The sequence below is a fragment of the Mesorhizobium sp. USDA 4413 genome, assembly GCF_056280365.1.
Genome location: NZ_JBVPRP010000001.1, coordinates 1,511,643 through 1,536,969, shown reverse-complemented (window position 1 = coordinate 1,536,969; position 25,327 = coordinate 1,511,643). Strand labels below are relative to the sequence as shown.

21 protein-coding genes are annotated in these 25,327 nt (G+C 64.7%); 4 read left to right on the top strand and 17 right to left on the bottom strand.

Translation table 11 applies throughout. From position 1 onward, the window contains the following. Positions 1–27: 27 nt before the first annotated feature. From miaB to ACVMIM_RS07540, 10 genes are all read right to left on the bottom strand, one after another. Positions 28–1,437 carry a tRNA (N6-isopentenyl adenosine(37)-C2)-methylthiotransferase MiaB gene (miaB, locus tag ACVMIM_RS07585; protein WP_476111436.1) on the bottom strand — a complete coding sequence of 470 codons (1,410 nt, stop codon included), beginning with the start codon at positions 1,435–1,437 and terminating at the stop codon, positions 28–30. A gap of 74 nt (positions 1,438–1,511) precedes the next feature. After that, positions 1,512–2,324, bottom strand: a complete 813-nt coding sequence (gene olsA / locus ACVMIM_RS07580; protein ID WP_476111435.1) for a lyso-ornithine lipid O-acyltransferase — start codon at positions 2,322–2,324, stop codon at positions 1,512–1,514. Between the two features lie 127 nt (positions 2,325–2,451). Then, positions 2,452–2,946 carry a GNAT family N-acetyltransferase gene (locus ACVMIM_RS07575; protein WP_476111434.1) on the bottom strand — a complete coding sequence of 165 codons (495 nt, stop codon included), beginning with the start codon at positions 2,944–2,946 and terminating at the stop codon, positions 2,452–2,454. After that, on the bottom strand, positions 2,946–3,635 hold the full coding sequence (gene tsaB / locus ACVMIM_RS07570) for a tRNA (adenosine(37)-N6)-threonylcarbamoyltransferase complex dimerization subunit type 1 TsaB (RefSeq protein ID WP_476111433.1): 690 nt from the start codon (positions 3,633–3,635) through the stop codon (positions 2,946–2,948). Before tsaB ends, ACVMIM_RS07575 begins: the two co-directional genes overlap by 1 nt. Before the next feature lie 134 nt (positions 3,636–3,769). Continuing rightward, positions 3,770–4,876: a DUF1513 domain-containing protein gene (locus ACVMIM_RS07565; protein ID WP_278047385.1), complete on the bottom strand. Its 1,107-nt coding sequence runs from the start codon at positions 4,874–4,876 to the stop codon at positions 3,770–3,772. A 4-nt stretch (positions 4,877–4,880) separates the two neighbouring features. Further along, positions 4,881–5,960 (bottom strand): imelysin family protein, encoded by a 1,080-nt coding sequence (locus ACVMIM_RS07560; protein ID WP_476111432.1) that lies wholly within the window; start codon positions 5,958–5,960, stop codon positions 4,881–4,883. Then, entirely contained in the window at positions 5,960–7,444 is a 1,485-nt protein-coding gene (locus tag ACVMIM_RS07555) for a di-heme oxidoreductase family protein (RefSeq protein WP_476111431.1), read from the bottom strand. The genes ACVMIM_RS07560 and ACVMIM_RS07555 overlap by 1 nt, the downstream gene beginning before the upstream one ends. Positions 7,445–7,573: 129 nt before the next feature. Further along, positions 7,574–8,059, bottom strand: a complete 486-nt coding sequence (bfr, locus tag ACVMIM_RS07550) for a bacterioferritin (protein WP_040993979.1) — start codon at positions 8,057–8,059, stop codon at positions 7,574–7,576. Beyond that, positions 8,025–8,336, bottom strand: a complete 312-nt coding sequence (locus ACVMIM_RS07545) for a (2Fe-2S)-binding protein (protein ID WP_040993978.1) — start codon at positions 8,334–8,336, stop codon at positions 8,025–8,027. The genes bfr and ACVMIM_RS07545 overlap by 35 nt, the downstream gene beginning before the upstream one ends. A gap of 60 nt (positions 8,337–8,396) precedes the next feature. Further along, positions 8,397–9,686 carry an imelysin family protein gene (locus tag ACVMIM_RS07540; protein WP_476111430.1) on the bottom strand — a complete coding sequence of 430 codons (1,290 nt, stop codon included), beginning with the start codon at positions 9,684–9,686 and terminating at the stop codon, positions 8,397–8,399. Between the two features lie 415 nt (positions 9,687–10,101). On the opposite strand from ACVMIM_RS07540, the gene ACVMIM_RS07535 reads away from it, so the two are divergent. Continuing rightward, the gene (locus tag ACVMIM_RS07535) at positions 10,102–11,355 is read left to right on the top strand and encodes an NAD(P)/FAD-dependent oxidoreductase (protein ID WP_476111429.1); all 1,254 of its coding nucleotides are present in this window, start codon (positions 10,102–10,104) and stop codon (positions 11,353–11,355) included. Here ACVMIM_RS07535 and ACVMIM_RS07530 read toward each other — a convergent pair. Further along, complete coding sequence (locus ACVMIM_RS07530) at positions 11,352–12,629, bottom strand: 4-aminobutyrate--2-oxoglutarate transaminase (protein ID WP_476111428.1); 1,278 nt, start codon at positions 12,627–12,629, stop codon at positions 11,352–11,354. The genes ACVMIM_RS07535 and ACVMIM_RS07530 overlap by 4 nt on opposite strands. A 248-nt stretch (positions 12,630–12,877) precedes the next feature. Here ACVMIM_RS07530 and ACVMIM_RS07525 point away from each other — a divergent pair, with 248 nt between their 5' ends. Genes ACVMIM_RS07525 through ACVMIM_RS07515 form a run of 3 tightly spaced genes read left to right on the top strand, consistent with a single transcriptional unit; the run spans position 12,878 to position 18,179 of the window. Further along, on the top strand, positions 12,878–14,014 hold the full coding sequence (locus ACVMIM_RS07525) for an efflux RND transporter periplasmic adaptor subunit (RefSeq protein ID WP_476111427.1): 1,137 nt from the start codon (positions 12,878–12,880) through the stop codon (positions 14,012–14,014). Further along, complete coding sequence (locus ACVMIM_RS07520) at positions 14,011–15,081, top strand: efflux RND transporter periplasmic adaptor subunit (RefSeq protein ID WP_476111426.1); 1,071 nt, start codon at positions 14,011–14,013, stop codon at positions 15,079–15,081. The genes ACVMIM_RS07525 and ACVMIM_RS07520 overlap by 4 nt, the downstream gene beginning before the upstream one ends. Next, complete coding sequence (locus tag ACVMIM_RS07515; protein WP_476111425.1) at positions 15,081–18,179, top strand: efflux RND transporter permease subunit; 3,099 nt, start codon at positions 15,081–15,083, stop codon at positions 18,177–18,179. Before ACVMIM_RS07520 ends, ACVMIM_RS07515 begins: the two co-directional genes overlap by 1 nt. Before the next feature lie 194 nt (positions 18,180–18,373). Here ACVMIM_RS07515 and ACVMIM_RS07510 read toward each other — a convergent pair whose 3' ends face one another. The 6 genes from ACVMIM_RS07510 to ACVMIM_RS07485 all read right to left on the bottom strand — a co-directional run bounded on the left by ACVMIM_RS07510 (position 18,374) and on the right by ACVMIM_RS07485 (position 25,311). Beyond that, positions 18,374–19,120, bottom strand: a complete 747-nt coding sequence (locus ACVMIM_RS07510) for an ABC transporter ATP-binding protein (protein WP_476111424.1) — start codon at positions 19,118–19,120, stop codon at positions 18,374–18,376. After that, the gene (locus ACVMIM_RS07505) at positions 19,117–19,956 is read right to left on the bottom strand and encodes an ABC transporter ATP-binding protein (RefSeq protein WP_476111423.1); all 840 of its coding nucleotides are present in this window, start codon (positions 19,954–19,956) and stop codon (positions 19,117–19,119) included. Before ACVMIM_RS07505 ends, ACVMIM_RS07510 begins: the two co-directional genes overlap by 4 nt. Further along, positions 19,953–20,879, bottom strand: a complete 927-nt coding sequence (gene nikC, locus ACVMIM_RS07500) for a nickel transporter permease (RefSeq protein ID WP_476111422.1) — start codon at positions 20,877–20,879, stop codon at positions 19,953–19,955. The genes ACVMIM_RS07505 and nikC overlap by 4 nt, the downstream gene beginning before the upstream one ends. Before the next feature lie 190 nt (positions 20,880–21,069). Then, complete coding sequence (locus tag ACVMIM_RS07495; protein ID WP_476111421.1) at positions 21,070–22,137, bottom strand: ABC transporter permease; 1,068 nt, start codon at positions 22,135–22,137, stop codon at positions 21,070–21,072. 15 nt (positions 22,138–22,152) lie between these two features. Next, entirely contained in the window at positions 22,153–23,787 is a 1,635-nt protein-coding gene (locus ACVMIM_RS07490; protein WP_476117130.1) for an ABC transporter substrate-binding protein, read from the bottom strand. A 270-nt stretch (positions 23,788–24,057) separates the two neighbouring features. Further along, positions 24,058–25,311, bottom strand: coding sequence for a lytic murein transglycosylase (locus ACVMIM_RS07485; RefSeq protein ID WP_476111420.1), 1,254 nt, complete (start codon positions 25,309–25,311; stop codon positions 24,058–24,060). Between the last annotated feature and the right edge of the window lie 16 nt (positions 25,312–25,327).

The window sequence follows — 25,327 nt, the reverse complement described above, 5'->3', positions numbered from 1 at the left end:
ACCGCGGGCATTTTTGGGCGACATGCATCAGGCCAACTCGGCGAACAGGCTGTTGGGGCCTGTCTTCGTGATTCTTACGTCAATAATGTCACCGATTCCACCGGCCTTGTCGTCAACAATAACCGGGTTCAGCCAAGGCGAGCGGCCGACGATCTGGCCGGCATGGCGGCCGGGCTTCTCGATCAGCGTGCTGACAGTGCGGCCGACCAGGCCGGCGATGAAATTCCGCTGCTGCTCGTTGATCAGCGCCTGCAGGCGCTGCAACCGCTCGTTCTTCACCGCCTCGGCGAGATGCCCGTCCATCTCGGCGCCCGGCGTGCCGGGCCGCGGCGAATATTTGAACGAAAAGCAGGCGGCGTAGTTCACCTCGCGCACCAGCTTCAGCGTCGCCTCGAAGTCCTCTTCCGTCTCGCCCGGGAAGCCGACGATGAAGTCGCCGGACATGGCGATGTCGGGGCGAGCGGCGCGGATGCGCTCGATCAGCGCCAGATAGTCACGTGCCGTGTGCCTGCGGTTCATTGCCTTCAAAATCCGGTCGGATCCCGATTGCACCGGTAAATGCAGATAGGGCATCAAGGTGGGCAGGTCACGATGCGCGGCGATCAATTCGTCATCCATGTCGCGCGGATGGCTGGTGGTGTAGCGCAGCCGAGCCAGGCCGGGGATTTCCGCAAGCCGAAACAGCAGGCGGCCGAGGCCCCATTCCTCGCCGTTTTCGCCGACGCCGTGCCAGGCGTTGACGTTCTGGCCGAGTAGGGTCACCTCGCGCACGCCGGCCTCGGCCAGGCGCTCGGCCTCGGCGACGATCTGCGCCACCGGGCGCGAGACCTCGGAGCCGCGCGTGTAAGGCACTACGCAGAAGGTGCAGAACTTGTCGCAACCTTCCTGAACCGTGAGGAAAGCGGTGACGCCGCGCCTGGCAAGCTCGGCGCGCTTCGGCTGCGGCAGATGCTCGAACTTGTCCTCGATGGCGTATTCGGTCTCGACGATCTTCTCGCCGCCACGGACCCGCGCCAGCACGTCGGGCAGCCGGTGATAGGTTTGCGGGCCGATGACCAGATCGACCGCAGGCGCACGGCGGATGATCTCGGCGCCCTCGGCCTGCGCCACGCAGCCGGCGACGCCGATCAGAAGCTCGCGGCCGGCCTCGGCGCGCTCGGCCTTCACGTCGCGGATGCGGCCAAGCTCGGAATAGACCTTTTCCGCCGCCTTTTCGCGGATATGGCAGGTGTTGAGCAGCACCAGATCGGCGTCTTCGACGGCGTCCGTGGCGACATAGCCGTCGGCTGCCAGCGCATCGGTCATGCGCTGGGAATCGTAGACATTCATCTGGCAGCCATAGGTCTTGACGAAGACCTTTTTCGCCGTCCGGTTAGTGCTGGCCGTGTGCTCGGCCGCAGCGCCGATGTCGTGGCTTTCAATCGTGTTCAATTCCATCGGGCGGCTTCTAGCGCCTTTCCGTGACAAAAAACAGACGATTCTGGCAGGTTGCGGCGCCGCGCATCCGGCTTTCAGCCGATACGCTGACGACTGGGGCGCGGATCGGCGAGCGCGGCCTGCATCATCTCGCGCACCTTGGCTTCCATCAGCCTTGCCGTTTCCTTGCGGTTCGAACCCTTGGAGAACGGCACCGGCGCGCCGAAATGCACCTCGGCATCGATCGCGCCTTCGGTAAGCAGGGTTTTGAGATGCGGCATCAAATCCTGGTCGCCGATCCAGGCGGTCATCGGTCGATGGCGGCGGCCCATCGGCATGCCATGCAGGCGCGTATAGGCGATCGCCACGGGCTGGATGAAGACTTGTTCCGCCGCGCCTTCCGAGATCGCCATCGAGGCCGCGCCGAAGAGTGTGCTCTTGAACGGCAGAACGAGGTTGCCGTCGCCGGTCGAGCCTTCGGCGAACAGCACCATGGCGTCGCCTTTTGCCACCCTTTTGGCGATCTCGCTTGCCTGGTCGCCGGAGGTGCGCTTGCGCTCGCGTTCGATGAAGACGGTGCGCTGCAGCTTGGACAGCATGCCGATCAGCGGCCAGCCTTCCATGTCGGCCCTGGCGATGAACTTCACATCGACGAAGGAGCCGAGCACCATGATATCGGTCCAGGAAATGTGGTTGGCCGCCACAAGCAGCGGGCGTTCCCTGGCCAGCGCGCCCTTCACATGCACCCGCATGCCTAGCGCCTGGAGGATCATGCGGTGCCATATCCTCAGGATGAAGGTTTCGGGCCAGAGCCCTGTCTTCATCGACAGGATCTGCAGCGGCACCAGCACAAGCGAACAGACGACGACATAGAAGAGCGCCAGGGAAATCCGCAATTTCTTGATCATTCGCTCCCCGCCTAGAGCAGGATGACGTGTCGTTGAATTGTCATCCTGATCTAACTCTTTGTAGAGCATGATCTTTTCCGAAAACCGGTTCCCACTTTTCGGGATCATGCCCTATCGCGCGGATTGGCTAGCGAAGATCGCGGCGCATGACAAGCGCGCCGGTCGGGCCGTGCTCGGTCGAACGGTAGTAGTTCGGCCGATGACCGACCTGGATGAAGCCAAGCCTGCGGTAAAGCCCGATCGCCGGCGCATTGGTCTCGTCGACCTCGAGGAACAGCGCTTCCGCGCGTTGAGCATGCAATTCGCGCAGCACCGCGTCCATCAACTGCCAGCCAAGGCCCTGGCGGCGATGGTTGCGGGCGACAGCCACGGTCAGGATTTCCCCCTCGCCGGCCGCGAGCCGCGCCAGCACGAAGCCGACCGGCGGCTTGGCGCCTTGACCGGTTTCGCGCGCCGCATAGCCGAATACCGTTTCCTGCTCGAGCAGTGCCGCAAACTCGCCGTCGGTCCAGGGCCGCGCGAAATCCTCGCGGTGCAGCACCGAGATGGCGGCGCTGTCGGCAACCGTGAGCGGTTCCAAGGCATAGTCCCTGCGGCGCGGCTGAAAGAACGGTATGCGCATCAGGCGTCGTTTCCCTTGTCCTGCCTTGGCAGAATGAAACCCGCCTGCGGCTTGGCGTCCGCGCCACGCAGATAAAGCGGCTTCGGCTTCTCGCCGGGTCGCTTGGCGGCGGCCAGCCGGGCATAGGTCGCGATGTCGGCGGTGGCAGCTACCGGACCGGTATCGAAGGCACGACCCGCCGCCTGGGCAACGAGCGGCGCGGCGGTGCCGACCAGGACCGCTTCGGCGTCGATGGCCATGGTCGCCGCCTCGGAAAGCGTGACCACGGAAGGTCCGTAAGCTTCAGCTAACGTTCCATCATAGAGCGCGGCATGGATTTCCTCGCGGCCGGCGTCGAGCGCGGCAAGCACCGCGCGCCCGGGAAAGGCGTTGGTCCCCTCCGCCGCGAGGGCTTCCAACGTCGTCACCCCGATCGCCGGGATTTTCAGCGCCAAGGCCAGGCCGCGCGCTGTCGAGACGCCGACGCGCAGGCCGGTGAAGGAGCCCGGCCCGATCGAGACGGCAACGGCGTTGAGGTCGGGGTAACCGGTCCCGCCGATCTGCAGGGCCGTCTCTATGACGGCCATCAGATGCTCGGCATGGCCTTTGCCGAGATCGCGCACCTCGCGGCCAAGCTCCATCCCCGCGCCCGCGTCATAGACGCAAGCGGCGCAGAGATTGGCGGCGCAATCGATGGCGAGCAGCTTCATACGGGCGGCTTCATTCAGGCAGCTTCACAGGCCGGTTAAGGAACTGAATCGAAACACCCTCTGCCCGGCATAAGCCGCCGCCGCAAGGGCCAGGGTCGAGAAATGTTAAGCGGCTTTGCTTCTACGCGCGGCGATCACGCCGTCGCGACAATGCGCAGCATGTGGTTGTCCCAGACATAGTCCGGCTCGGAGCGGGTGGTGCCGGCGCCGCCGACGATCTCGCCGGCGCCGGTCGTCGCCATGAAGCCGGCGCCGTCGGGCGCGAGGCCGCAGACCTCGACCAGCGATCTGGTCGCGACCACGCGTCCGCTGGCGGCGTCGAGGACGGCCAGCGAATTGCCCTCCGGCGAAGTGACGGCGACCGTGCCGGTCGCCGCATTGGCGGCGACCGAGCCGATATAATGGCGGAAGCCGGAGAGCACATCCTGCGGCATCTCCAGCAGCTCGAGCTCCTTGCCGCGCGCTGCGCGGCCGACCAGCGCCGGGCGGTCCGTCGCCGGCCCGCGATACTGGCAGCCGAACCAGACGGTGCCCGTCTGGTCGCGATCCATGTGGCGGATCGAAAGCTGATGCAGCGCCGGCGGCAATTCGTGCTTTTCAATGAGGTCGCCGGTGACGCGGTCGACCAGCGTGTAGGAGGGCTTCATCGTCGCGATGTTGAGTTCGGCGCGGCCGTAGTCGGGATGGGTCTCGATGCCGCCATTGGCGATGGCTAAGGTGCGGCCGTCGCCGAGCAGGAGCAGCTCATGCGGACCCACGCCGTAAGTCGGGAATTCGCCGACGCGGCGGAACTTTGCTTTCGCGTCATAGACGCCGACGACGCCTGCCGCGTTGTCGAAGTCGTTTTCGGTCGCATAGAGCAGAGCGCCGTCGGGCGAGAACACGCCGTGGCCGAAGAAATGCCGGCCGGCGATGCTGGCGATGGTCAATGGCTTGTCGCGGCCGGCATGGTCGAAGACCACGGCGAAGGTGCCGGGCTGGCGGGCGAAAACCACCGAGCGCTTCGAAACCGGATCGAAGGTGACGTCATGGCCGCGATCCGGCAGATCGACCGTATGCAGGATTTTTCCTGCCTCGGAGAGCACGGCGGCGCCGAAGCTGCCGTCGCGCTTGACGAAGGCCGTGGCAAAGACGGCGTCCGCGGCAAGCGTGTCGGCCCAGGCGCGCGGCGCCATGGCGGCTGCGAAGCCCGCGCCGGCGGCCCGCAGGAAATCGCGGCGATCGATAAGAGCCGTTCGCATGGTATCAATCCCCATCCAGCGACGAGAAGCCCGCGGTCAGGCCGAACTCGGCGGTCATCCTGGTGCCGATCAAGGTCGACAGGCTGGAGGTGATCAGCGCGAAATGCTCGAGCTTGTCGCGTAGCGCCGGATCGGCGAGGGCCTTGTCGATCGGTCCGGCGACCGATTTCGCGGTTGTCACGCCGTTGGTGAGCTGGATATGGATGGACTCGGCCATCCATTGCGCATCGGCTGGCAGCGCGTCGCCAAGCTTCGAGGCCTGGAACAGTTGGTCGAGGCCGGAGACATTTCCGGCCAGCGAGGCTGTCGTGTTCTGCGAGCGCCAGTAGATCGCCTGCTTCGGCTTGTCGGCGTCGGGCTTGGCGCCGAGAAAGCCCTTGAGCCGCACGTCGCGGATCATCTCCAGCTCGTTGATGAAGACGCCGACCAGTTCCGTCACCGCTTCGTTGCCGTCGCGGTAGAGCGGGTTTTTCGGTCCCGGATTGCCCCAGAGCGACGCGAAACCGCCCGGTTTGTTCCAGGCGTCGCGCACCTCGCCGGCCATGGTCTCAATGTTGCCGGCGACAGCCGCGCCGTAGGCGCAGCGGTAAGGATCGTCTTTCCCGACAAGCGTTTCGGCGCCGTCGCCGTAAAGCACATATTCGAGGGCGCCGAGGCCCTGCATGGCGACGCTCTTTTGCGCCAATTGCGCCGGATCGGTGGCTGACGGATCCTTTGATGCCAGTGTGGCCTGGACTTGCCTCAGGCCGATGCTCTTGCGGTCCGGCCAATAGAGCATGCGTTCCAGCCGGTTGTTCTCCTTGATCGGCCCGAAGGCGATGATCTCGGCCACCGACCAGGCCTCCACAGTGCCTGAAAACGCTGAGCGCGCCGCTTCGAGATTCTCCTTGGAGGGCGTGCCGCAAAGCTGGTGCATCGCCTTGGTCAGGCTCGCCGCATGCTCGTCGAGGCTGGCATAGGCCGGGCGGACGAAACCATGGACCGCGCGGCCGATGACATCGGAGGCCTTGATCGCGGCCGATGCCGGCAGGACAGCCGCAAGAAGAAGCGGAAGAACAAGCGCGGCGGCCAGGCGTTTCGACATCAGAGCGACTCCAGGAATTTGATCAGCGCCTCACGATCAGCCGCGGCAGCACCCGCAAAGCGGTCCCGCGCCTTCCGGCCCTCGCCGCCGTGCCACAGGATAGCCTCGGCAAGCGTTCGGGCGCGGCCGTCATGCAGATAGAAGGCATTGCCGTTGACCGTCGCGGTAAGCCCGATACCCCAGAGCGGCGGGGTGCGCCATTCGCTCCCCGTGGCTTCGCCAACGCGTTGCCCGTCAGCGAGGCTCGTGCCCATGTCGTGCAGCAGGAAGTCGGAATAAGGCCAGATCAGCTGGAAAGCCTGCGCCTTGTTGGGTGTACCGCGCATGGTGACGAATTTCGGCGTATGGCAGGCAATGCAGCCCATCTCGTAGAACTGCTTCTTGCCGGCAAGCACGTCAGGTCTGTCGAGATCGCGTCGCGCCGGCACGGCCAGGTTCTGCGAATAGAAGGTGACGAGATCCATCACCGGGGGCGACGCTTCGGCGGTGCCCAATCGCTGCTGGACGCCGTTCGGCATGGCAAGGCAATCCGCCTGCGCTTTGGTGCAATCGCCCCAGTGTTTCGGCATTTCCGGGGTAGAGATGCCGATATCGCCCGCGAAGGCGTCGGCCGCCTGCTGGCGGATCGAGGCGGTCTGCGCCTTCCAACCGAAGCGGCCCAGGGTCACCTGGCCGCTCAGCTCGTCGCGTACGATGTTCGGCCGGCCCGAAATGCCGTCGCCGTCGCGGTCGTCCGGATCGGCATGGGCAAGGATATCGGCCGGCGCGATCTGCTCGATCAGGCCGAGCCCGATCATCGGCGGCGTCAGGCGCGGCGACAGCGTGGTGCGCGGATCGAGCGGACCGTAGCCGAGGTTTTCGACCGAATAGCTCGGCTTGCGCAGCGAAACGACGGCGCCGTCGCCGAGCGTCACTTTTTGCTCCTGGTAATCGACGCGCATCCGGCCCTCGCCTTTGAGGCCTGGGACGGCAAGGTCCTGCAGTTGCGCGCCATAGACCGGATCGGGGAAGTTCAGCACCTTGTGGCCAGCGAGTGCGGCCTTTTCCTCGGCGCTGCCAGCGTCGCGCGCGAGCCGGAGAAACATCGAGGTCGATCCGGTATCTCCCTCCGGCGGACGGCCGCGGCCGTCCTTCAGATGGCAGTTCTGGCAGGCGCGCTCGTTGAAGAGTGGGCCTAGACCGTCCGAAGCCTGGGGCGAAGACGGCGACGACACCCAGTTCTTGCGAAAAAGCGCGTTGCCGAGCTTGAAATTGCCCTCCTCCTCGAAGGTGATATTGGCGGAGGACTGCGAGAAGGCGTCGCGGTTGACGTCCTTGCGCGACGTGCCGGCACCGCCCTGCATCAGCTCGAACGGCTCCGGCCTGGTGAAGTCGGTCGTCGGCCTGGTCACGGCCAAAACCCGCGCCTGATCCTTCGGCGTCAGATCGGTGCGGCTTGTCGGCAGGGCGGTTGGCTCGCCGGCCAGCGTGGATGCGGAAAGCATGACCGCCAGCAAAAGCAAAGCCCCACGACCAATCCGGTGCCGGGGGGTTCTCTGGAGCGGCAAGCCGTGAATCCCGGCCTGCCGCGCGCGGCGCGAAAAATTTACGGGGCGCCGCATTCCCGCATGTCCTTACTCCGCCTCGTTGGCCGAGTCGGCATTGAGCAGGCCGTATTTCTCCTCGCCGATGGAGGCGAGCAGATCGAGCTGCGTTTCAAGGAAGTCGATATGTCCTTCCTCGTCGGTCAAAAGATCCTCGAACAGCTTCATCGAAACGAAGTCGCCGGCGTCGTGGCAGATCTCGCGCGAGTGCTTGTAGGCCGTGCGCGCGTCATATTCGCCGGCGAGATCGGATTCGAGCACTTCCTTGACGTTCTGGCCGATGCGCAACGGCGCGACGGATTGCAGGTTCGGGTGGCCTTCGAGGAAGATGATGCGCGCGATCAGCCGGTCGGCGTGATGCATTTCCTCGATCGATTCCGCCCGCTCCTTCTTTGCCAGCTTGGTGTAGCCCCAATCCTCGAGCAAGCGATAATGCACCCAGTATTGGTTGACGGCTCCAAGCTCCAGAAACAGGGCCTCGTTAAGCCGCTCGATGACCTGCGGTTCGCCTTTCATGGGTTCTGCTCCCGTATTGGCCGCGCAAGCCTCTCACGCGATCCAGATGTGAAACGATGTCCACGCCCCCAATCTCCGAGCGGGCGTGGTAGTTCTCGGTGACCCGAATGATCGTTTCCACCACATTTGGGAAACAGCCGCAACAGCGACCGCGCTTGCGCATCGCGTGATAGACTTTCGCGGGCACGATCAGCTGCCAGGGATCCTCATCCAGCAGGCCGACGATCGTCTGCTCGATCTCCTTCTCGGTGATGATGTTGCAATGGCAGATCAGCATCTGTTTGCTCTGGCTGACGGCGCCGGTCCGGCGCCGCTTGGCTGGTACGAACGTCTAAACTTACTTGAACACCTTGTCCGGCGCGTCGAGGCTGTCGGAGCCCTCGAAAGCGATCTGGTTCAGCTTGAGCGATCCGACGGCGCGCTCGATCGACTTGGTCTGGTCGATCAGGGCGTCGATCGCCGCCTGCACGGTGGCGTTGCCTTGCGCGTTGCCCTCGGCGATCTGCTGATCATAGGCCTCGCCGGCAAGAGCACGCGCCTGGATGGCCTCCATCTTGGCGACGCTGGTGTCGAGCTTGCCCGACAGTTCCTTGTCGATCGCCGGATCGGCGGCCTTCACCATGTCGGACACGGACGGACCCGAAACAACGGAGCCGTCGAGCCGCTTGTAGCTGGCATGGTAGGCATCGCGGATGCCGACCGCGTCATAGAGATGCGAAATGTAGGTGTTATCGGAGAAGCAGTCGTGCTCCTCCTCCGGATCGTGCAGCAAAAGGCCAAGCTTCATGCGCTCGCCGGCGAGCTCGCCATAGGAGAGCGAGCCCATGCCGGTGAAGATGGTGGAGATGCCGGCATTCGCGTCGCCGTCGATGAGATTCTTGCGCGCGGCGCCGTCCTCCTTCCAATTGTCGACCATTTCCTGCAGATCGGACACAAGAAGGTCGCTCGCCGATTTCAGGTATTCGGCGCGGCGGTCGCAATTGCCGCCCGTGCAGTTCTTGAGGTCGTAATCCGTATAGGGCCGTTCGCCGGCGCCCGGACCGGTGCCGTGCAGGTCCTGGCCCCAGAGCAGGAATTCGATGGCGTGATAGCCGGTCGCGACGTTGGCTTCGACGCCGCCGGCCTCCTGCAGCGTGCCCGAAAGGAATTCGGGCGTCAGCTTCGAGGCATCGACCTTCTTGCCGTTGATCTCGATTTCCTTGTTGGCGATGACGTTGGCCGTGTAGAGCGCGTTCTCGTCCGACTCGGTGCCGTAGCTCTTGGCGACATAGTCGATGAGGCCCTCATCCAGCGGCCAGGAATTCACCTTGCCTTCCCAGTCGTCGACGATTTTGTTGCCGAAGCGGTAGACCTCGGTCTGCTGGTAAGGAATGCGCGCCGCCTTCCAGGCTTCACGTGCGGCGTTCAACGTGTCGGCCGAGGGGCTGGCGATGAGCGCGTCGACGGCTTTGTCCAGCGCCTGCGCGGTGGTCAGCGAATCCTCATATTTGGCCAAAGCGATGTCGGCATAGGTCTTGATCACCGCCTTCGCGTCGGTCTCGGCTTTCGCCGGCAACACGAACACCGCCGCCGTGAGCGCAGCCGTGGCGCAGATCGCAGCCAGCCTGCCGCCATTACGTGCCGTCATTATCCTTCTCCGGTTCTTTGGAAATTCAATAAAAGGCGCCCACCCGCGCCGAGGCATGAGCATGCCGGTAAAAATGGTGGCCGCGCCGATGCGCGGTTCGCGATGAAAAGTCACCCACTTGCCTCCAATCGAAAGGGTTCAAGGCCCAGACATCAAAGGAATGCGCTTTGCGCGCAGCTCTCCATAAAGCGATGGAGAGGCCGGGAGTCAACTGGCGCGACAGAAAAAATTCAATCGAAACAATAATTTAGAATTATTCTAAACTGCAAATATCAACTTTAAACCTAGCACGACCTCGCTGGCCCGATTGACAGAGAGCCATTCTGGGTGCGACCCGATCCGCGGCTCTTGCGGCGGTGGCAGACAATCGCCACCTGGCGCAAGAGCCTAGATTTGCAAACAAAAAAGGATTGCGATGACGAACGGGATTGTGATTGTCGGTGCGGGCCATGCCGGCGTGCAGGCCGCCGCCAGCCTGCGCGAAGAGGGCTACGACGGACCAGTTGTCCTGATCGGCGACGAGAAGGAACTGCCCTATCACAAGCCGCCGCTGTCCAAGACCTTCATCAAGGACGCCGAGGCCAAGCCGCAGCTCTTGCGCGGCGAAGCCTTCTATTCGGGCAACGGCATCGACTACCGGCCGGGCGCGCGCATCGACAGCATCGATGCCCGCGCGGGCCGGCTGAATGTCGTGGCCGGTGGAAAGCTCGGCTTCGACCGGCTGGTGCTCGCGACCGGCTCGCGGCCGCGTCTGCTCAAGCTCGACGGAGCCGGCTTTGCCGGCGTGGTCTCGTTGCGCTCGCTGGCCGATGCGCGCCTGATTCGCGAGCTCAGCGCGCAGAGCGAGGACGTGGTCATTCTCGGCGGCGGCTTCATCGGGCTGGAGATCGCGGCGACGCTGAGGGCCGCCGGCCGCAACGTCACCGTGGTCGAGGCCGTCGACCGGCTGCTCGGCCGCGCCGTGGCGCCGGTCATCGCCGCCCATGTGCGCCAGCGCCTGGAAGCGATCGGCGTGCGCGTGCTCACCGGCACCACCATTGCCCGTCTCGAAGGCGACAATGCCCGCGTATCGGCCGCGATCACGTCCGGCGGCGAACGCCTGCCGGCGCAGATGGTGATCATCGGCATCGGCGTGGTGCCCAATGTCGAACTGGCGGAGGCCGCCGGCCTGGCCATCGGCAACGGTATCCGCGTCGACCAGCATATGCAAAGCTCGCTTCCCGAAATCCTCGCCATCGGCGACGCGGCCTCCTATCGCCACTGGTTCACCGGCGGCGACGTGCGGCTGGAATCGGTGCAGAACGCCACCGACCAGGCAAGGCTTGCCGCCCGCACCATTCTCGGCCACGCCGAGCCCTTCACGGCGGTGCCGTGGTTCTGGTCGGATATCGGCGACATGAAGCTGCAGATGGTGGGGCTGACGCAAGGCGGCGATCACCATGTGGTGCTGGGCGATCTCGCCGAGAATAAGTTCTCGATCTACCACTATGCCGGCAGCCGGCTGCTCGGCATCGAATCCGTCAACCGTCCGGCCGACCATATGCTTGGCCGCAAGATGCTGGGCGCCGGCTTCTCGCCGACGCCGCAGACGGTGGCAGGCGGGCCGGATGCGCTGAAGGCGGCGCTTGCGGCCTTCAGCGAAAGCGAGCCGGCAAGAGCCGCCGGTTAGGCCGCCCGCGCTTCGCGGATCGAGGTTTCCAGGATATCCAGCGCCTCGGTCATGACGCCGTCCTGAATAGTGATCGGCGACAGGAAGCGGATGACGTTGCCGTAGACGCCGCAGGTGAGCAGGATGAGGCCCTTGTCCAGCGCCTTCAACCTGACCGCGTTGGCGAACTCCGCCGAGGGCAGGCCCTTCGTCACGTCGTTGAACTCGACGGCGTTCATGAAGCCCGGGCCGCGGATGTCGACCATCTCCGGCACGTCCTCGCGGATCGACACCAACCGCTGCTTCAGACGGGCTCCGAGCGCATTGGCGCGGTCGCAGAGCTTTTCCTCCTCGATGACGTCAAGCACGGCGTGCGCCGCAGCGACGCCGATCGGGCTGCCGCCATAGGTGCCGCCGAGACCGCCAGGACCGGGCGCGTCCATGATCTCGGCGCGGCCGGTGACTGCCGAGAGCGGGAAGCCGCCGGCAAGGCTCTTCGCCATGGTGGTGAGGTCGGGCGCAACGTCATGATGCTCCATGGCGAACATCTTGCCGGTGCGGGCAAAGCCGGTCTGGACCTCGTCCGCTATCAACAGGATGCCATGCTGATCGCAGACCTTGCGCAGTGCGGTCATGAAATCGCGTGGCGCTTCATAGAAGCCGCCCTCACCCTGAACCGGCTCGACGATGATGGCGGCAACGCGGCCCGGATCGACATCGGCCTTGAACAGCTTGTCGAGCGCGGCAAGCGAATCCGCGACCGAGACGCCGTGCAGCGCAACAGGGAACGGGGCGTGGAAGACATCGGCCGGCATGGCGCCGAAGCCGACCTTATAGGGCACGACCTTGCCGGTCAGCGCCATGCCCATGAAGGTGCGACCGTGGAAGCCGCCGGAAAAGGCGATGACCGCCTGGCGGCCGGTGGCGTTGCGCGCGATCTTGATGGCGTTCTCGACTGCCTCGGCGCCGGTGGTGACGAAGATCGTCTTCTTGTCGAACTTGCCGGGCACCATGCCGTTCAGGCGCTCGGCGAGATGCACATAGCTCTCATAGGGCACGACCTGGTGGCAGGTGTGGGTGAAACGATCGAGCTGCGCCTTGACCGCCTCGATCACCTTCGGATGGCGATGGCCGGTGTTGACCACGGCGATGCCCGACGAGAAGTCGATATAGCGGCGGCCTTCGACATCCCAGATTTCCGAATTCTCGGCGCGATCGGCATAGATCTGCGTCGTCATGCCGACGCCGCGCGAGATCGACTGGTTCTTGCGTTCGGAAATGGCTGAATTCTTCATCGCGTTCCTCATCGGGCCGTCCCTCGTCAGGATCGCACCCGTTCCGTTGATCGAAACCCTTCTGACCTTATTTCACGTTTTCCTCAAGTCGGCACATTGGCCCAGTCTATTGGGCCTGGCGGTGGCGGTCTTAACCAGAGTGATGACGAGCGCCGCGGAAATGGTTTCCTTTTCCCGCCGATCGATTAATCTCATTTTATCCGCGACGTGCGGCCGTCAGGAGCGGCTCCCACGGGTTGAGGGGAACCATGAGCAGGAACGCGACATCGTCCGCCTTGCCGTCTTCGCCGCTTCTCTTTCTTTGTCGTTCAAAAATCTTTTTGCTGCTGGCCTGCGCCAGCGCGGCGATTTCGATGTCCGGCTGCCAGAAGCAGCAAGCGGCGGAAAAGAAATTGCCGGTGATGGTAACGGCGCAGACGGTTGCGCTCGCCGACTACGCGCCGCGAACCTCGCTGACCGGGGTGATCGCGGCTCGCACGCTCACCAATCTGTCATTCCGCATCGGCGGCCGGGTCGCCGAGCGGCTGGTCGATGTCGGCCAGCATGTCGCCCAGGGCGCGGTGCTTGCCCGCATCGAGCCGCAGGAGCAGGAAGCGGACCTGCGTTCGGCCCAGGCCGATCTCGACGCCGCACAGGCGCAACTCACCCAGGCCGCGGCCACTTACCAGCGGCAAAAGACGCTGCTTTCGCAGGGTTTTACGACCAGACGGGAATTCGACACCGCCAACCAGACGGTGAAAGTGGCGCAGGGCAGCGTCGACGCCGCGCAGAGCGCCTTGGCCAATGCCAAGGACAACCTGTCCTTCACCGAGCTCAAGGCGGGCGCCGCCGGCGTCATCACGGCGCGCCAAGTCGAGGCCGGGCAGGTGGTTCAGGCGGCGCAGACCGTGTTCACCATCGCCGAAGACGGCGACCGCGATGCGGTCTTCGACGTGCAAGAGACGCTGGTTGCCGAGACGCCGCCCTCGCCTGCGGTAACGATCACGCTTCTGTCGGACCCGCAGGTCCGCGCGGTCGGCAAGGTGCGCGAGATTTCGCCGGCGGTCGATACCCGGTCGGGATCGATCCGGGTCAAGGTCGGCATCCCCGACACGCCCGCCGGCATGCCGCTGGGTGCAGCGGTGATCGGCACGGTCAGCGCCCGGCCAGTCAAAGCCATATTGCTGCCCTGGCAGGCGCTGACCTCGACCGCCGGCAAGCCCGCCGTCTGGATCCTTGACCCGTCGAGCAAGGCGGTGACCCCCGCGCCGGTCGAGGTGCTCGCCTTCGATTCCGGCGTGGTTGCCGTCAACAAGGGCTTGCAGGAAGGCCAGAGCGTCGTCACTGCCGGCGGGCAGTTGCTCAGCCCCGGCCAGACGGTTGACGTGGCAGGGGCAAACCAATGAGCCGGCTGCACCTCGCTCTCCTGCTCGTCGTTGCGGCGCTTGCCGCCTGCTCGCGCTCGGAAGAGCAGCCGCCGGAGGTCATCCGACCGGTACTGTCGGTGGTGGTCGAACCGAAGACGGTCGAGACCTTCGGCTTCGCCGGTTCGGTCGAGCCACAATACAGCGCCGACCTTGCCTTCCGCCTGCTCGGCCGCGTCGTCTCGCGCGACGTCAAGGTCGGCGACCTCGTCACCAAGGGCACGACGATCGCGGCGCTCGATCCGACGGCGCTTGAGCTCGCGGTCCAGGCCTCGAAGGCCGATCTGTCGAACGCGCAGGCGCAGTTCATCAATGCCGCCGCCAGCGAGGATCGCCAGCGGCAATTGCTCGCCTCGGCCAATATCTCGCAAGCTACATTCGATGCCGCAAGACAAGCGCGGCAGGCGGCGGAAGCCGGCGTCGAGCGCGCCAATGCCGCTTTGGCAAAGTCGCAGGAGCAGCTCGGCTATGCCCGACTGTTCTCCGATTTCGATGGCGTCGTCACCGCTACCGGCGCCGAGGTCGGCCAGACCGTTTCGGCCGGGCAGACCGTCGTCACGGTGGCACGCAACGACCCGCGCGAGGCAGTGGTCGACATCCCCGATCAACTGACCGGCGACCTCACCGTCGGCATGCCGTTCGAGATCGTCCTGCAGTCCTTGCCAAGCATCAAAACCGAGGCCAAGCTGCGCGAAGTCGCGCCGCAATCGGAAGGCGCAACCCGCACACGACGCGTCAGGCTGACGCTGGTGAATCCGCCGACGGCGTTTCGGCTCGGCTCGACGATTACCGCAACGCGCATCACCAAGGTCGAACCAACGATCGAGCTGCCGATATCGGCGCTGCTCGAAAGGGACGGCTCGCAAATGGTCTGGATCGTCGATCCGCAATCCTCCAGCGTAAGCACGCGCGAGATCAAGGTCGCCTCTAGGAACGGCGGCAGCTTCACGGTCGCAGGAGGGCTCGAGGCCGGCATGCGCGTCGTCACCGCCGGCGTCCACAGTCTGAGCGAGGGCCAGAAGGTCAAGGTGCCGGAGGGCGGGGTCTGATGAAGGACTTCAATCTCTCCGACTGGGCACTCAACCACCGTTCGCTGGTCTGGTATTTCATGCTGGTCTTCGTGGTGGCCGGCATCTTCTCCTATCTCAATCTTGGCCGCGAGGAAGACCCCGCCTTCACCATCAAGACCATGATCATCCAGGCCAACTGGCCAGGCGCCTCGGTCAAGGAGACGGTGCAGCAGGTGACCGACCGCATCGAGAAGAAGCTCGAGGAGCTCGACAGCCTCGACTACAGCAAATCGATCACCACCGCCGGCCAGACCGTCATCTTCGTGAACCTGAAGGACACCACCAAGGCGCGCGACGTCGTGCCGAACTGGCTTCAGGTGCGCAATATGATCAACGACATCAAGGCGCAGTTTCCCCAGGGCGTGCAGGGACCGTTCTTCAACGACCGCTTCGGCGACGTCTACGGCAACATCTATGCCTTCACCGCCGACGGGCTGACGCCGCGCCAATTGCGCGATTATGTCGAGGATGTGCGGACCAAGATCCTGACCGTGCCCAATGCCGGCAAGGTCGATCTGGTCGGCGCGCAGGACGAGGCCATCTATCTCGAATTCTCGACGCGCCAGATCGCGGCGCTCGGCCTCAACCAGCAGGCGATCGTCGCCAGCCTGCAGGCGCAGAACGCAATCACGCCGTCCGGCGTCATTGAGACCGGCCCGGAGCGCATCAGCGTGCGCGTCGGCGGCCAGTTCACCTCCGAGGAAAGCCTGCGGGCCATCAACCTGCGCGTCGACGACCGCTTCTTCCGGCTGAGCGACGTGGCGACGATCAGGCGCGGCTATGTCGACCCGCCGACGGCGCTGTTCCGCTTCAACGCCCAGGACGCGATCGGCCTTGCCATCGGCATGAAGCCGAACGCCAATCTGCTGAAATTCGGTGAGGCGTTGCACGAGGAGATGCAGAAAGTGCTGGCCGATCTGCCGGTCGGCGTCGGCGTGCATCTGGTTGCCGACCAGCCGGTGATCGTCAAGGAGGCGGTCTCGGGCTTCACGCGGGCTCTGTTCGAGGCGGTCGCGATCGTGCTCGCGGTGTCCTTCATCAGTCTCGGGCTGCGCGCAGGCTTCGTGGTCGCGCTGTCGATACCTCTGGTGCTGGCGATCACCTTCACGGTCATGGAATATCTCGGCATATCGCTGCAGCGCATTTCGCTCGGCGCGCTGATCATCGCGCTCGGCCTTTTGGTCGACGACGCAATGATCGCGGTGGAGATGATGGTGGCGCGGCTTGAGATCGGCGACAACCTGCGCAAGGCGGCGACCTATGTCTATACCTCGACCGCCTTCCCGATGTTGACGGGAACGCTGGTGACGGTCGCCGGCTTCATCCCGATCGGGCTCAACTCGAGCGCCGCCGGCGAATACACCTTCACGCTCTTCGTCGTCATCGCGGTGTCGCTGCTTGTGTCATGGATCGTGGCGGTGCTCTTCGCGCCGCTGCTCGGGATCACCATCCTGCCGGCGACGATGAAGACCAAGCATCACGACCAGCCCGGTCGCTTCACCGCGCTGTTCAGGCGCGTGCTTATCTTTTCCGTTCGCCGCCATTGGCTGACCATCATCGTGACGGTGCTTCTGTTCGCCGCCTCGGTCGCCGGCTTCGGCTTCGTCCAGCAGCAGTTCTTCCCGCCTTCCGACCGGCCGGAGTTGATCGTCGACTGGAACCTGCCGCAAAACTCCTCAATCACGGAGACGCGCGACCAGATGGAACGCTTCGAGCAGCGGGCGCTGGTCGGCAATCCCGACATCGACCATTTTTCCTCTTATATCGGCCAGGGCGCTGTGCGCTTCGTGCTCGCCTATGACGTGCAGCCGGCCAATCCCTATTTCGGCCAGACCGTCATCGTCACCAAGAGCATCGAAGCCCGCAATCGGGTGAAGCCGGCGTTGGAGAAGCTGCTGCGCGAGGAGTTCGTCGGCACCGATGCCTTCGTCAAATTGCTGGAGCTCGGCCCGCCGGTCGGCAGGCCGGTGCAGTACCGCGTCGGCGGTCCCGACATCCAGACGGTGCGGGAGCTCGCACAGCAATTCGCCGGCTTGATCTCGGCCAATCCGAAGCTGGCGGCGCCGACCTTCGACTGGAACGAGCCGCAGCGCGTGCTGAGGGTCGACGTGCTGCAGGACAAGGCGCGCCAGCTCGGCATCACGTCGTCCGACATTGCCAGCGCGCTGAACAGCACGGTGGGCGGCTCGACGATCACGCAGGTGCGCGACGCGACATATCAAATCAATGTCGTGGCGCGTTCGCGCGAGGCCGAGCGCGGCTCGATCGAGACGCTGCAGAACATGCAGTTGCCGACCGGAAACGGTGAGTCGATCCCGCTCGCGGCGGTCGCCAATTTCCGCTACGACCTCGAACAGCCAACCGTATGGCGGCGTAACCGGACGCCGACGATCACCGTGCGCGCCGGCCTGGTCGGCGACGTGTTGCCGGCGAGCGTCGTCAACGAGCTGAAACCGTCAGTCGACGCCTTCATCGCCAAGCTGCCGCCCGGCTATTCAGTGGAAACCGCCGGCTCAGTCGAGGAAAGCGCCAAGAGCCAGGGGCCGATCGCGGCGGTGGTGCCGTTGATGCTGTTCATCATGGCGACCATCCTGATGGTGCAGCTGCAGAGCTTCCAGCGCCTGTTCCTGGTGGTGGCGGTGGCGCCACTCGGGCTGATCGGCGTGGTGGCGGCTCTGGTGCCCAGCGGTGCGCCGCTCGGCTTCGTCGCCATCCTCGGCGTGCTGGCGCTGATCGGCATCCTTATCCGCAACTCCGTCATCCTGATCGTGCAGATCGAGCACCTCGTCGCCGAAGGCAAGGACCGCTGGGCGGCCGTGATCGAGGCGACCGAGCACCGCATGCGGCCGATCGCGTTGACAGCCGCCGCCGCCAGCCTGGCGCTGATCCCGATCGCGCGCGAAGTGTTCTGGGGACCGATGGCCTACGCGATGATGGGCGGGATCATCGCCGGTACCGCGATCACTCTGCTGTTCCTGCCGGCGCTTTATGTGACATGGTTTCGGATCGAGGAGCCGCAGGATAAGGAAGGCGTGCAGGACGAAGCGCTGCCGATGAGAGAAGAGGCGGCAACATGAGTTGCGTCGCGATCCTTCAGACCCCCTCTTGCCTACCGGCCATCTCCCGCGCAAGGGGGAAGATTGAGCGCTCGGCGGGTTTCGCCGATCACCAACGTTGCAGGATATAGAGCGGACCGCAAGAACTGCTGATCTCCCCCTTGCGGGGGGATGTCCGGCAGGACAGAGGGGGTGACGGAACACTACCTGCAGAGCTACACCCTCACAAACCCCTCGCTGGCTCTGAGCAAATTACGCGTATAGTCCTCGCCGACACGATGGCCGATCAGTTGGCTCGCGGTCAGCGTCTCCACCGCCTCGCCATTCCGCATCACCATCAGCCGCTCGCACATATGGGTGATGATGGCGAGGTCGTGACTGACCATCAGGAAGGTGAGCTTGCGGCGGCGACGGACTTCTTCCAGCAGGTTCAGCACCTCCGCCTGCACCGAGGCGTCGAGCGCCGAGGTCGGCTCGTCCAGCAAAAGGATCGAGGGTTCGAGGATCAGCGCACGTGCAATGGCGACACGCTGGCGCTGGCCGCCCGAGAGCTGGTGCGCATAGCGAAAGCGGAAGCCCTTGCCGAGGCCGACCTCGTCCAGCGCGCGCTCGATGCGCTTCTCGCCGTCGGCAATGCCGTGGATCGCGAGCGGCTCCTGCAGCAGGCGGTCGACCGTCTGGCGCGGATGGAGCGAACCGTAGGGATCCTGGAACACCATTTGCACATCGCGGTAGAAGGCCTTGTCGCGCGTCTTGCCAAGCCTCTTGCCATTGACGGCGATGGTGCCCGAAGCAACAGGCGCGAGGCCGGTGATGGCCCTCAGCAGCGTCGATTTGCCGGAACCGCTTTCGCCGACGAGGCCGTAGGATTCGCCCTCTCTCACCTCAAGGCTGACGCCCTTCAGCGCGCGAAAGCGGTCGAAGATCACTTCCAGCCCGTCGATGGCGATCGCAGCCGTCATGCCGCCCACTCCGGCTTACGGTCGAGCACCGGCAGCGGATGGCGCTCGAAGCCGATCCTCGGCATGCAGTTGAGCAGGCCGCGCGTGTAGGGGTGCCGGGCATCGCGCAGCTCGGACGCCTTGATCTGTTCGACGACCTTGCCGGCATACATGACGACGACCCGGTCGCAGAAGGAGGAGACCAGGCGCAGGTCGTGCGAGATGAAGATCAGGCCCATCCCGCGCTCGGCGACAAGCTTGTCGAGGATCTTGAGCACGTCGAGCTGCACGGTGACGTCGAGCGCCGAGGTCGGTTCATCGGCGATCATCAGCTCGGGTCCGGTGACCAGCATCATGGCGATCATGGCGCGCTGGCCCATGCCGCCCGAGACCTCGTGCGGATAAAGGTCGAAGACGCGGGCGGGGTCGCGGATCTGCACCACCTGCAGCATGGCTAAAGCGCGCTCGCGCGCCTCGGCCTTGGAGACTTTTTCGTGCGTGCGCAGCGTCTCGACGATCTGGCGGCCGATGGTCATCACCGGATCGAGCGAATATTTCGGATCCTGCAGGATCATGGCGATGCGGTTTCCCCGCAGCGCCCGGCGCTCACGCGGCGATATTGACAAAAGATCGATGCCGTCGAAGGCGAGCTTCTTCGCCGACACTTCGGCCTGCGGCGGGGTGAGCCCCATGATGGCGCGGCCGGTCTGCGACTTGCCGGAGCCGCTCTCGCCGACGATGCCCAACCGCTCGCGGCCGAGCGAAAACGAAACGCCGCGTACGGCTTGCACGAGGCCGGTGCGGGTCGGAAAAGTGACGCGCAGATCGTCAACGTCGAGGAGCGTCTCGCCACTCATTGGTCGCCGCTCCGGGGATCGAGCGCGTCGCGCAGGCCGTCGCCGAGCAGGTTGAAGCCGAGGCTGACGATGAGGATGGCCGCACCAGGGGCTGCGGCAACCCACCATTGGTCGAGGATGAAGCGGCGGCCGGACGCGATCATCGCGCCCCATTCGGGCAGCGGCGGCTGCGCGCCGAGGCCGAGGAAGCCGAGGCCGGCGGCGGTGAGAATGATGCCTGCCATGTCGAGCGTCGCGCGGATGATCAGCGAGGAGATGCAGAGCGGCATGATATGACGCAGGACGATGCGGAAGGGCGACGCGCCCATCAACTGCACCGCCTTGATGTAATCCGAATTGCGCACCGTCAGCGTTTCGGCGCGCGCGATGCGCGCGTATGGCGGCCAGGAGGTGATGGCGATCGCCAGCACGGCGTTCTCGATGCCGGGGCCGAGCGCCGCCACGAAAGCCAGCGCCAGCACCAGCTTCGGAAAGGCGAGGAAGATATCGGTGATGCGCATCAGGATCGTGTCGGTCCAGCCGCCGGCATAGCCGGCAATCGTGCCGACCAGCAGGCCGATGGGCGCGGCGATGATGGCGACGAGGATCACCACATAAAGCGTCCAGCGCGCGCCGTAGACGATGCGCGAATAGATGTCGCGGCCGAGGTCGTCGGTGCCGAACCAGTGCGCGGCGCCCGGTGGCAGCAGGCGCGCGTTCTTGAGATCGCCCACGGTCGGCGAATAGGGCGCCAGCACATCGGCAAAGGCGGCGACCACCAGCAGCGCGATGATGATCAGCATGCCGACCAGCGCCAGCCGATTGGCGGAGAAGCGCCGCCAGGCGACATAGGCGCGGCCGAGCCTTGCCTGCAGGCGCGAGGCCGGCCGGTCGCTGAGCAACCACGCTCGACGGGAGAGAGAGCCGGCGTCGGAGGCGGTCATGACAATGCCTGTTGAAGGTGTCGACCCCCACTCCGGTCTGCTTCGCAGACCACCTCGTTCGACGGGGGAGAGGAAAGGCGCCAAGTGTGCGACCGGCTTTTCCTCTCCCCCGGGCAGGGGGAGAGGTGGCCCGAAGGGCCGGAGTGGGGGTGCTCGGCCGCAGCCGAGCCGGAAAGTGCGATAGCTCCGCTCATCCGGCTTTCGTCCTTGGATCGAGCAGCCGGTAGAGCAGATCGGACAGGAGATTGATGGCGATGAAGACCGAGCCGATGGCGATGGTGCCTCCGAGCACTGCGTTCATGTCAGCGTTCTGCAGCGAGTTGGTGATGTAGAGGCCGATGCCCGGCCATGAGAAGACGGTCTCGGTCAGCACCGAGCCTTCGAGCAGGTTGGCGTAGGAAAGCGCGATCACCGTCACCATCGGCACGGCGGCGTTGCGCAGCGCGTGGCCCCAGATGATGCGCCGTTCCGGCAGGCCCTTGGCGCGCGCCGCGACGATATATTCCTGCGCCAGCTCGTTCAGCATGAAGGAGCGGGTCATGCGGCTGATATAGGCGAGCGACAGATAGCCGAGCAGCGCCGCCGGCAGGACGATGTGACGCCAGGCGTCGTAGAAGACGTCCCACTGCCCCTGGATCGCGGCATCGAGCAGGTAGAAGCCGGTGATCGGCGTGAACGTGTATTCGTAGACGACGTCGAGCCGCGCCGGGAAGGCGATCCATTGCAGCTTGGCATAGAATAGCACCAACCCGAGCAGCCCTAGCCAGAAGATCGGCACGGAATAGCCGATGAGGCCGACGATGCGGGCGACCTGGTCGATCAGGCTGCCGCGCTTGACGGCCGCCAGCACCCCCAGCGGCACGCCGATGACGGCACCGATCAGCGTGCCCAGGGTTGCCAGCTCGATGGTCGCCGGGAAGACGCGGCGGATATCGGACATCACCGGATTGGTGGTCAGCACCGACGTGCCGAAGTCGCCCCTCAGTGCTGCTTTGACATAGAGGTAGAACTGCTCGATCCATGGCAAATCGAGCCCCATTTCGCGGCGTGTGCGCTCGACGACGGCGGTCGGCGCGCGGTCGCCGAGAACGGCCAGAACCGGATCGATCGGGATCACGCGGCCGATGAAGAAGGTCACCGCGAGAAGACCGAGATAGGTCGTCACCGCGATGACCAGGAAGCGGCCGAGCGACGACAGGACAGCGACGGCGCGGGCGCTGCCGCGCCCGGCCGCCGCCTGGTTTTCAGCTACGCTCACGCGTCGCGCCCGGGGTTACTGCTTCGAGACCGCCCAGACGAAGTTGGTGTCGAAGCTCGGGCCGAGCTTGAAGCCCTGGAGGTTCTTGCGCAGCCCGGCCACTTCCAGCTGCTGGTGGATGATGACGAAGGGGCTGGTGTCGAGGATTTTCTGCTGCAGGTCCTTGTACATGTCGGCGCGCTTGGCCGCATCCTTCTCCAGCAGGGCCGCCTCAGTCTCCTTGGTCAGGTCCGGAATATCCCAGGCATTGCGCCAGGCGAGCGTCTTGATCTTGGCGTTGTCGGAATTGTCCGGGTTCGAAGCGAAGGTCTGGGCATTGGAGTTGGGATCGAAATAGTCCTGGCCCCAGTTGCCGATATAGATGTCGTGGTTGCGAGCGCGATATTTGGTCAGCGTCTGCTTACCGTCGCCCGGAATGATCTCCAGCTTGATGCCGGCCTGGCCAAGCGTCTGCTGGATCGATTCCGCCATGCCGGTGGTCGGCTGCCCGGTGCGCACATCCATGGTGACCTTGAAGCCGTCCGGCAGGCCGGCCTTGGCGAGCAGTTCCTTCGCCTTTGCGATGTCGAGCTTGAACGGGTTTTCGTCGATCGCGCCGAGATCGCCCTTGGGCAGGAAGGACTGGTGAATCTCGCCGATGCCCTTGAGGATGGTCGAGGCCATCGCGTCATAGTCGATCAGATATTTGAACGCCTGGCGCACCTCCGGCTTGGCGAGGTTCGGGTTCTTCTGGTTGAGGCTGATGTAATAGACCGTGCCCTTCGGCGCGCTGGTGGTGGTGAGATCGGCGTTCTTGGCGATGGCGTCGAGATCGTTCGGCTCGAGGTTGCGGGCGACGTCGATGTCACCGGCCTCAAGCGCCAGGCGCTGCGCCGAGCTTTCCTTCATGTTGCGGTAGATGACGCGGGCGAGCTTGGCCTTCTCGCCATTGTAATTGTCGTTGCGCTCCAGCACGACGGCCTCGTTGGCGCGCCATTCGCGCAGCTTGTACGGCCCCGAGCCGGCATAGCCGGTTTTCAGCCAGGCATTGCCGAAGTCGTTGTCCCATTTGTAGTCGGCGCTCGGCGTGACGGCGGCGACATGCTCCTTGACCAGCTTCGAGTCGACAACCGAAGCGACGGTGGCCGACAGGCAGTTGAGCACGAAGCTCGGCGCGTAGGCCTTGTCGACCACGAACTGGAAGGTGGTGTCGTCGACGGCCTTGGCCTTTTCGGTGACGTTGTCGCCGGTGATGCCGAACTGGTTGATGATGAAGGCCGGGCTCTTGTCGAGCTTGATGGCGCGTTCGAAGGAATAGGCGACATCGGCCGCGGTGATCGGGTTGCCGGACGCGAATTTCATGCCGGGCTTGAGCTTGAAGGTGTAGGTCAGGCCGTTGTCGGAAACGCTCCAGCTCTCGGCAAGGTCGCCCTTGACCTTGGAGGTGTCGCTGAGGTCGAGGCGGACCAAAAGATCATAGGTGTTGCCGGTGACTTCGGCCGTCGACAGCTCGAACGCCTCACCCGGGTCCATCGAGATGATGTCGTCGATGGCAAAGCCCTCGACCAGCGTATCAGCGGGCGTGACCGCGAAAGCAGGCGCGACAAGCAGCGCGGACAGCGCGGCCCCCGCAAGCAAGGCGCGAGAGCGGAGAGCAAGTTTTTCCAGCATCATGGTGATCGTTCCCTGTCTTGTTGACCTGAGTTCCCGGCTCAGGGCTGTATCGTTCTTTGCAAGGCCGGCTGCGGCTTTGACCGCTCACCGTCGTGTTTTTTGTCCAGTTGGTCAACACCCTATTCAGCGGTTCTCGAACCGGCAACGGGCATTTTTGCCAGACGCAATATCGGACTGGGCGGGCCGCCATGAGTCGACGCATGCGCCGGCTAATTGAAGCCGCCGATCCGCAAAAATGTACCAGGGTCGGTAGCTTGGAGGCAGCCGCTATTTCAGCTGCGCAACCAACCCCCCATCGGGAAAGCAGGTGGCGGGCCTGCCGTTCTTGGCCTGCCAGACCCCGATCGAACGGCGGGTCTTGAAGCCCGGCAGGCCATCGGCGCTGCCGACATCGTAGCCCTTGGCCTCGAGCGCGCGCTGCAGCGCGGCGATGTCGGAGCGGTGCAGGTCGCCGACCGCGCCCCAAGTGCCGGCAAAGGTGGCGTCGCCCCTGGCGATGCGGTCGGCGGCATGGCCGATGAACAGGCCGTAGAGATCGCTGTTGTTGTATTGCTTGAGTACATAGAAATTCGGCGTAACGAGGAAGGCCGGGCCGCTGCGCCCGGCCGGCATCAGCAGGAAACCCTCGGCCTTCAATTCGCTCGGCGCAAACGCCTTGCCGTCGACGCGCCGGATGCCCATCGCCACCCAATCGGAAATCTTCCTGCCTTGGTCCGGCCCTTCGAGCGAGCAGGAGACGTTAGCCGGAACCGTCACCTCGGTGCCCCAGCCGCGCCCCCTTACCCAGCCATAATGGACGAGGTAGTTGGCGATCGAAGCGAGCACGTCGGGCGTCGAATTCCAGATGTCGGGCCGGCCGTCGCCGTCGAAGTCGACGGCGTGCTTGAGGAAGGATGTCGGCATGAATTGCGGCTGACCGAGCGCGCCGGCCCAGGACGATTTCATCGCGTTGACGGGCGCCAGCCCGCGCTCGACGATTTCGAGCGCCGCCAGCACCTCGGTGCGGAAGAAGTCTTTCTTGGTCGACATGAACGCCTTGGTGCCCAGAACCTCGAAGGCGTCATAAGGCATCTTGGCCGCGCCGAAGCCGGTCTCGCGACCCCAGATCGCCAGCACGATCTCGCCCGGCACGCCGTAGCGCTTCTCGATCAGTCCGAGCGCCCGGGCGTTGGCGCTCTCGCGTGTGCGCCCGCCCGTGGTGACGGCACGGATGGTCTTCTCGGCGAAATAGTCGGCGGGCGGGCCGAACTCGGCCTGATGCTGCTTTTGCGGCGTCGTCGGTTTCTCGCGGGGCATGACGAGATCCGGCAGTTTGAGGTTCGGCTTCACCCCGAGGAAGGCGGCATCGAAGGTCTTTTTCGAGATGCCTTTGGACTTGGCTTCCGGCCAGAGGTCGGTTTGAAGCCAGGCCTGGAACTGGTCGTCGATGGGAGCGGTGTGGGCGGGGAGGGTGAGGAGGAGAGCGAGAAGTGCCGCGAGGAAGGAAAGAATAGCCTGCCTGAAATGCTGGCGTTCCTTCACACGGAGTACAGCCTTT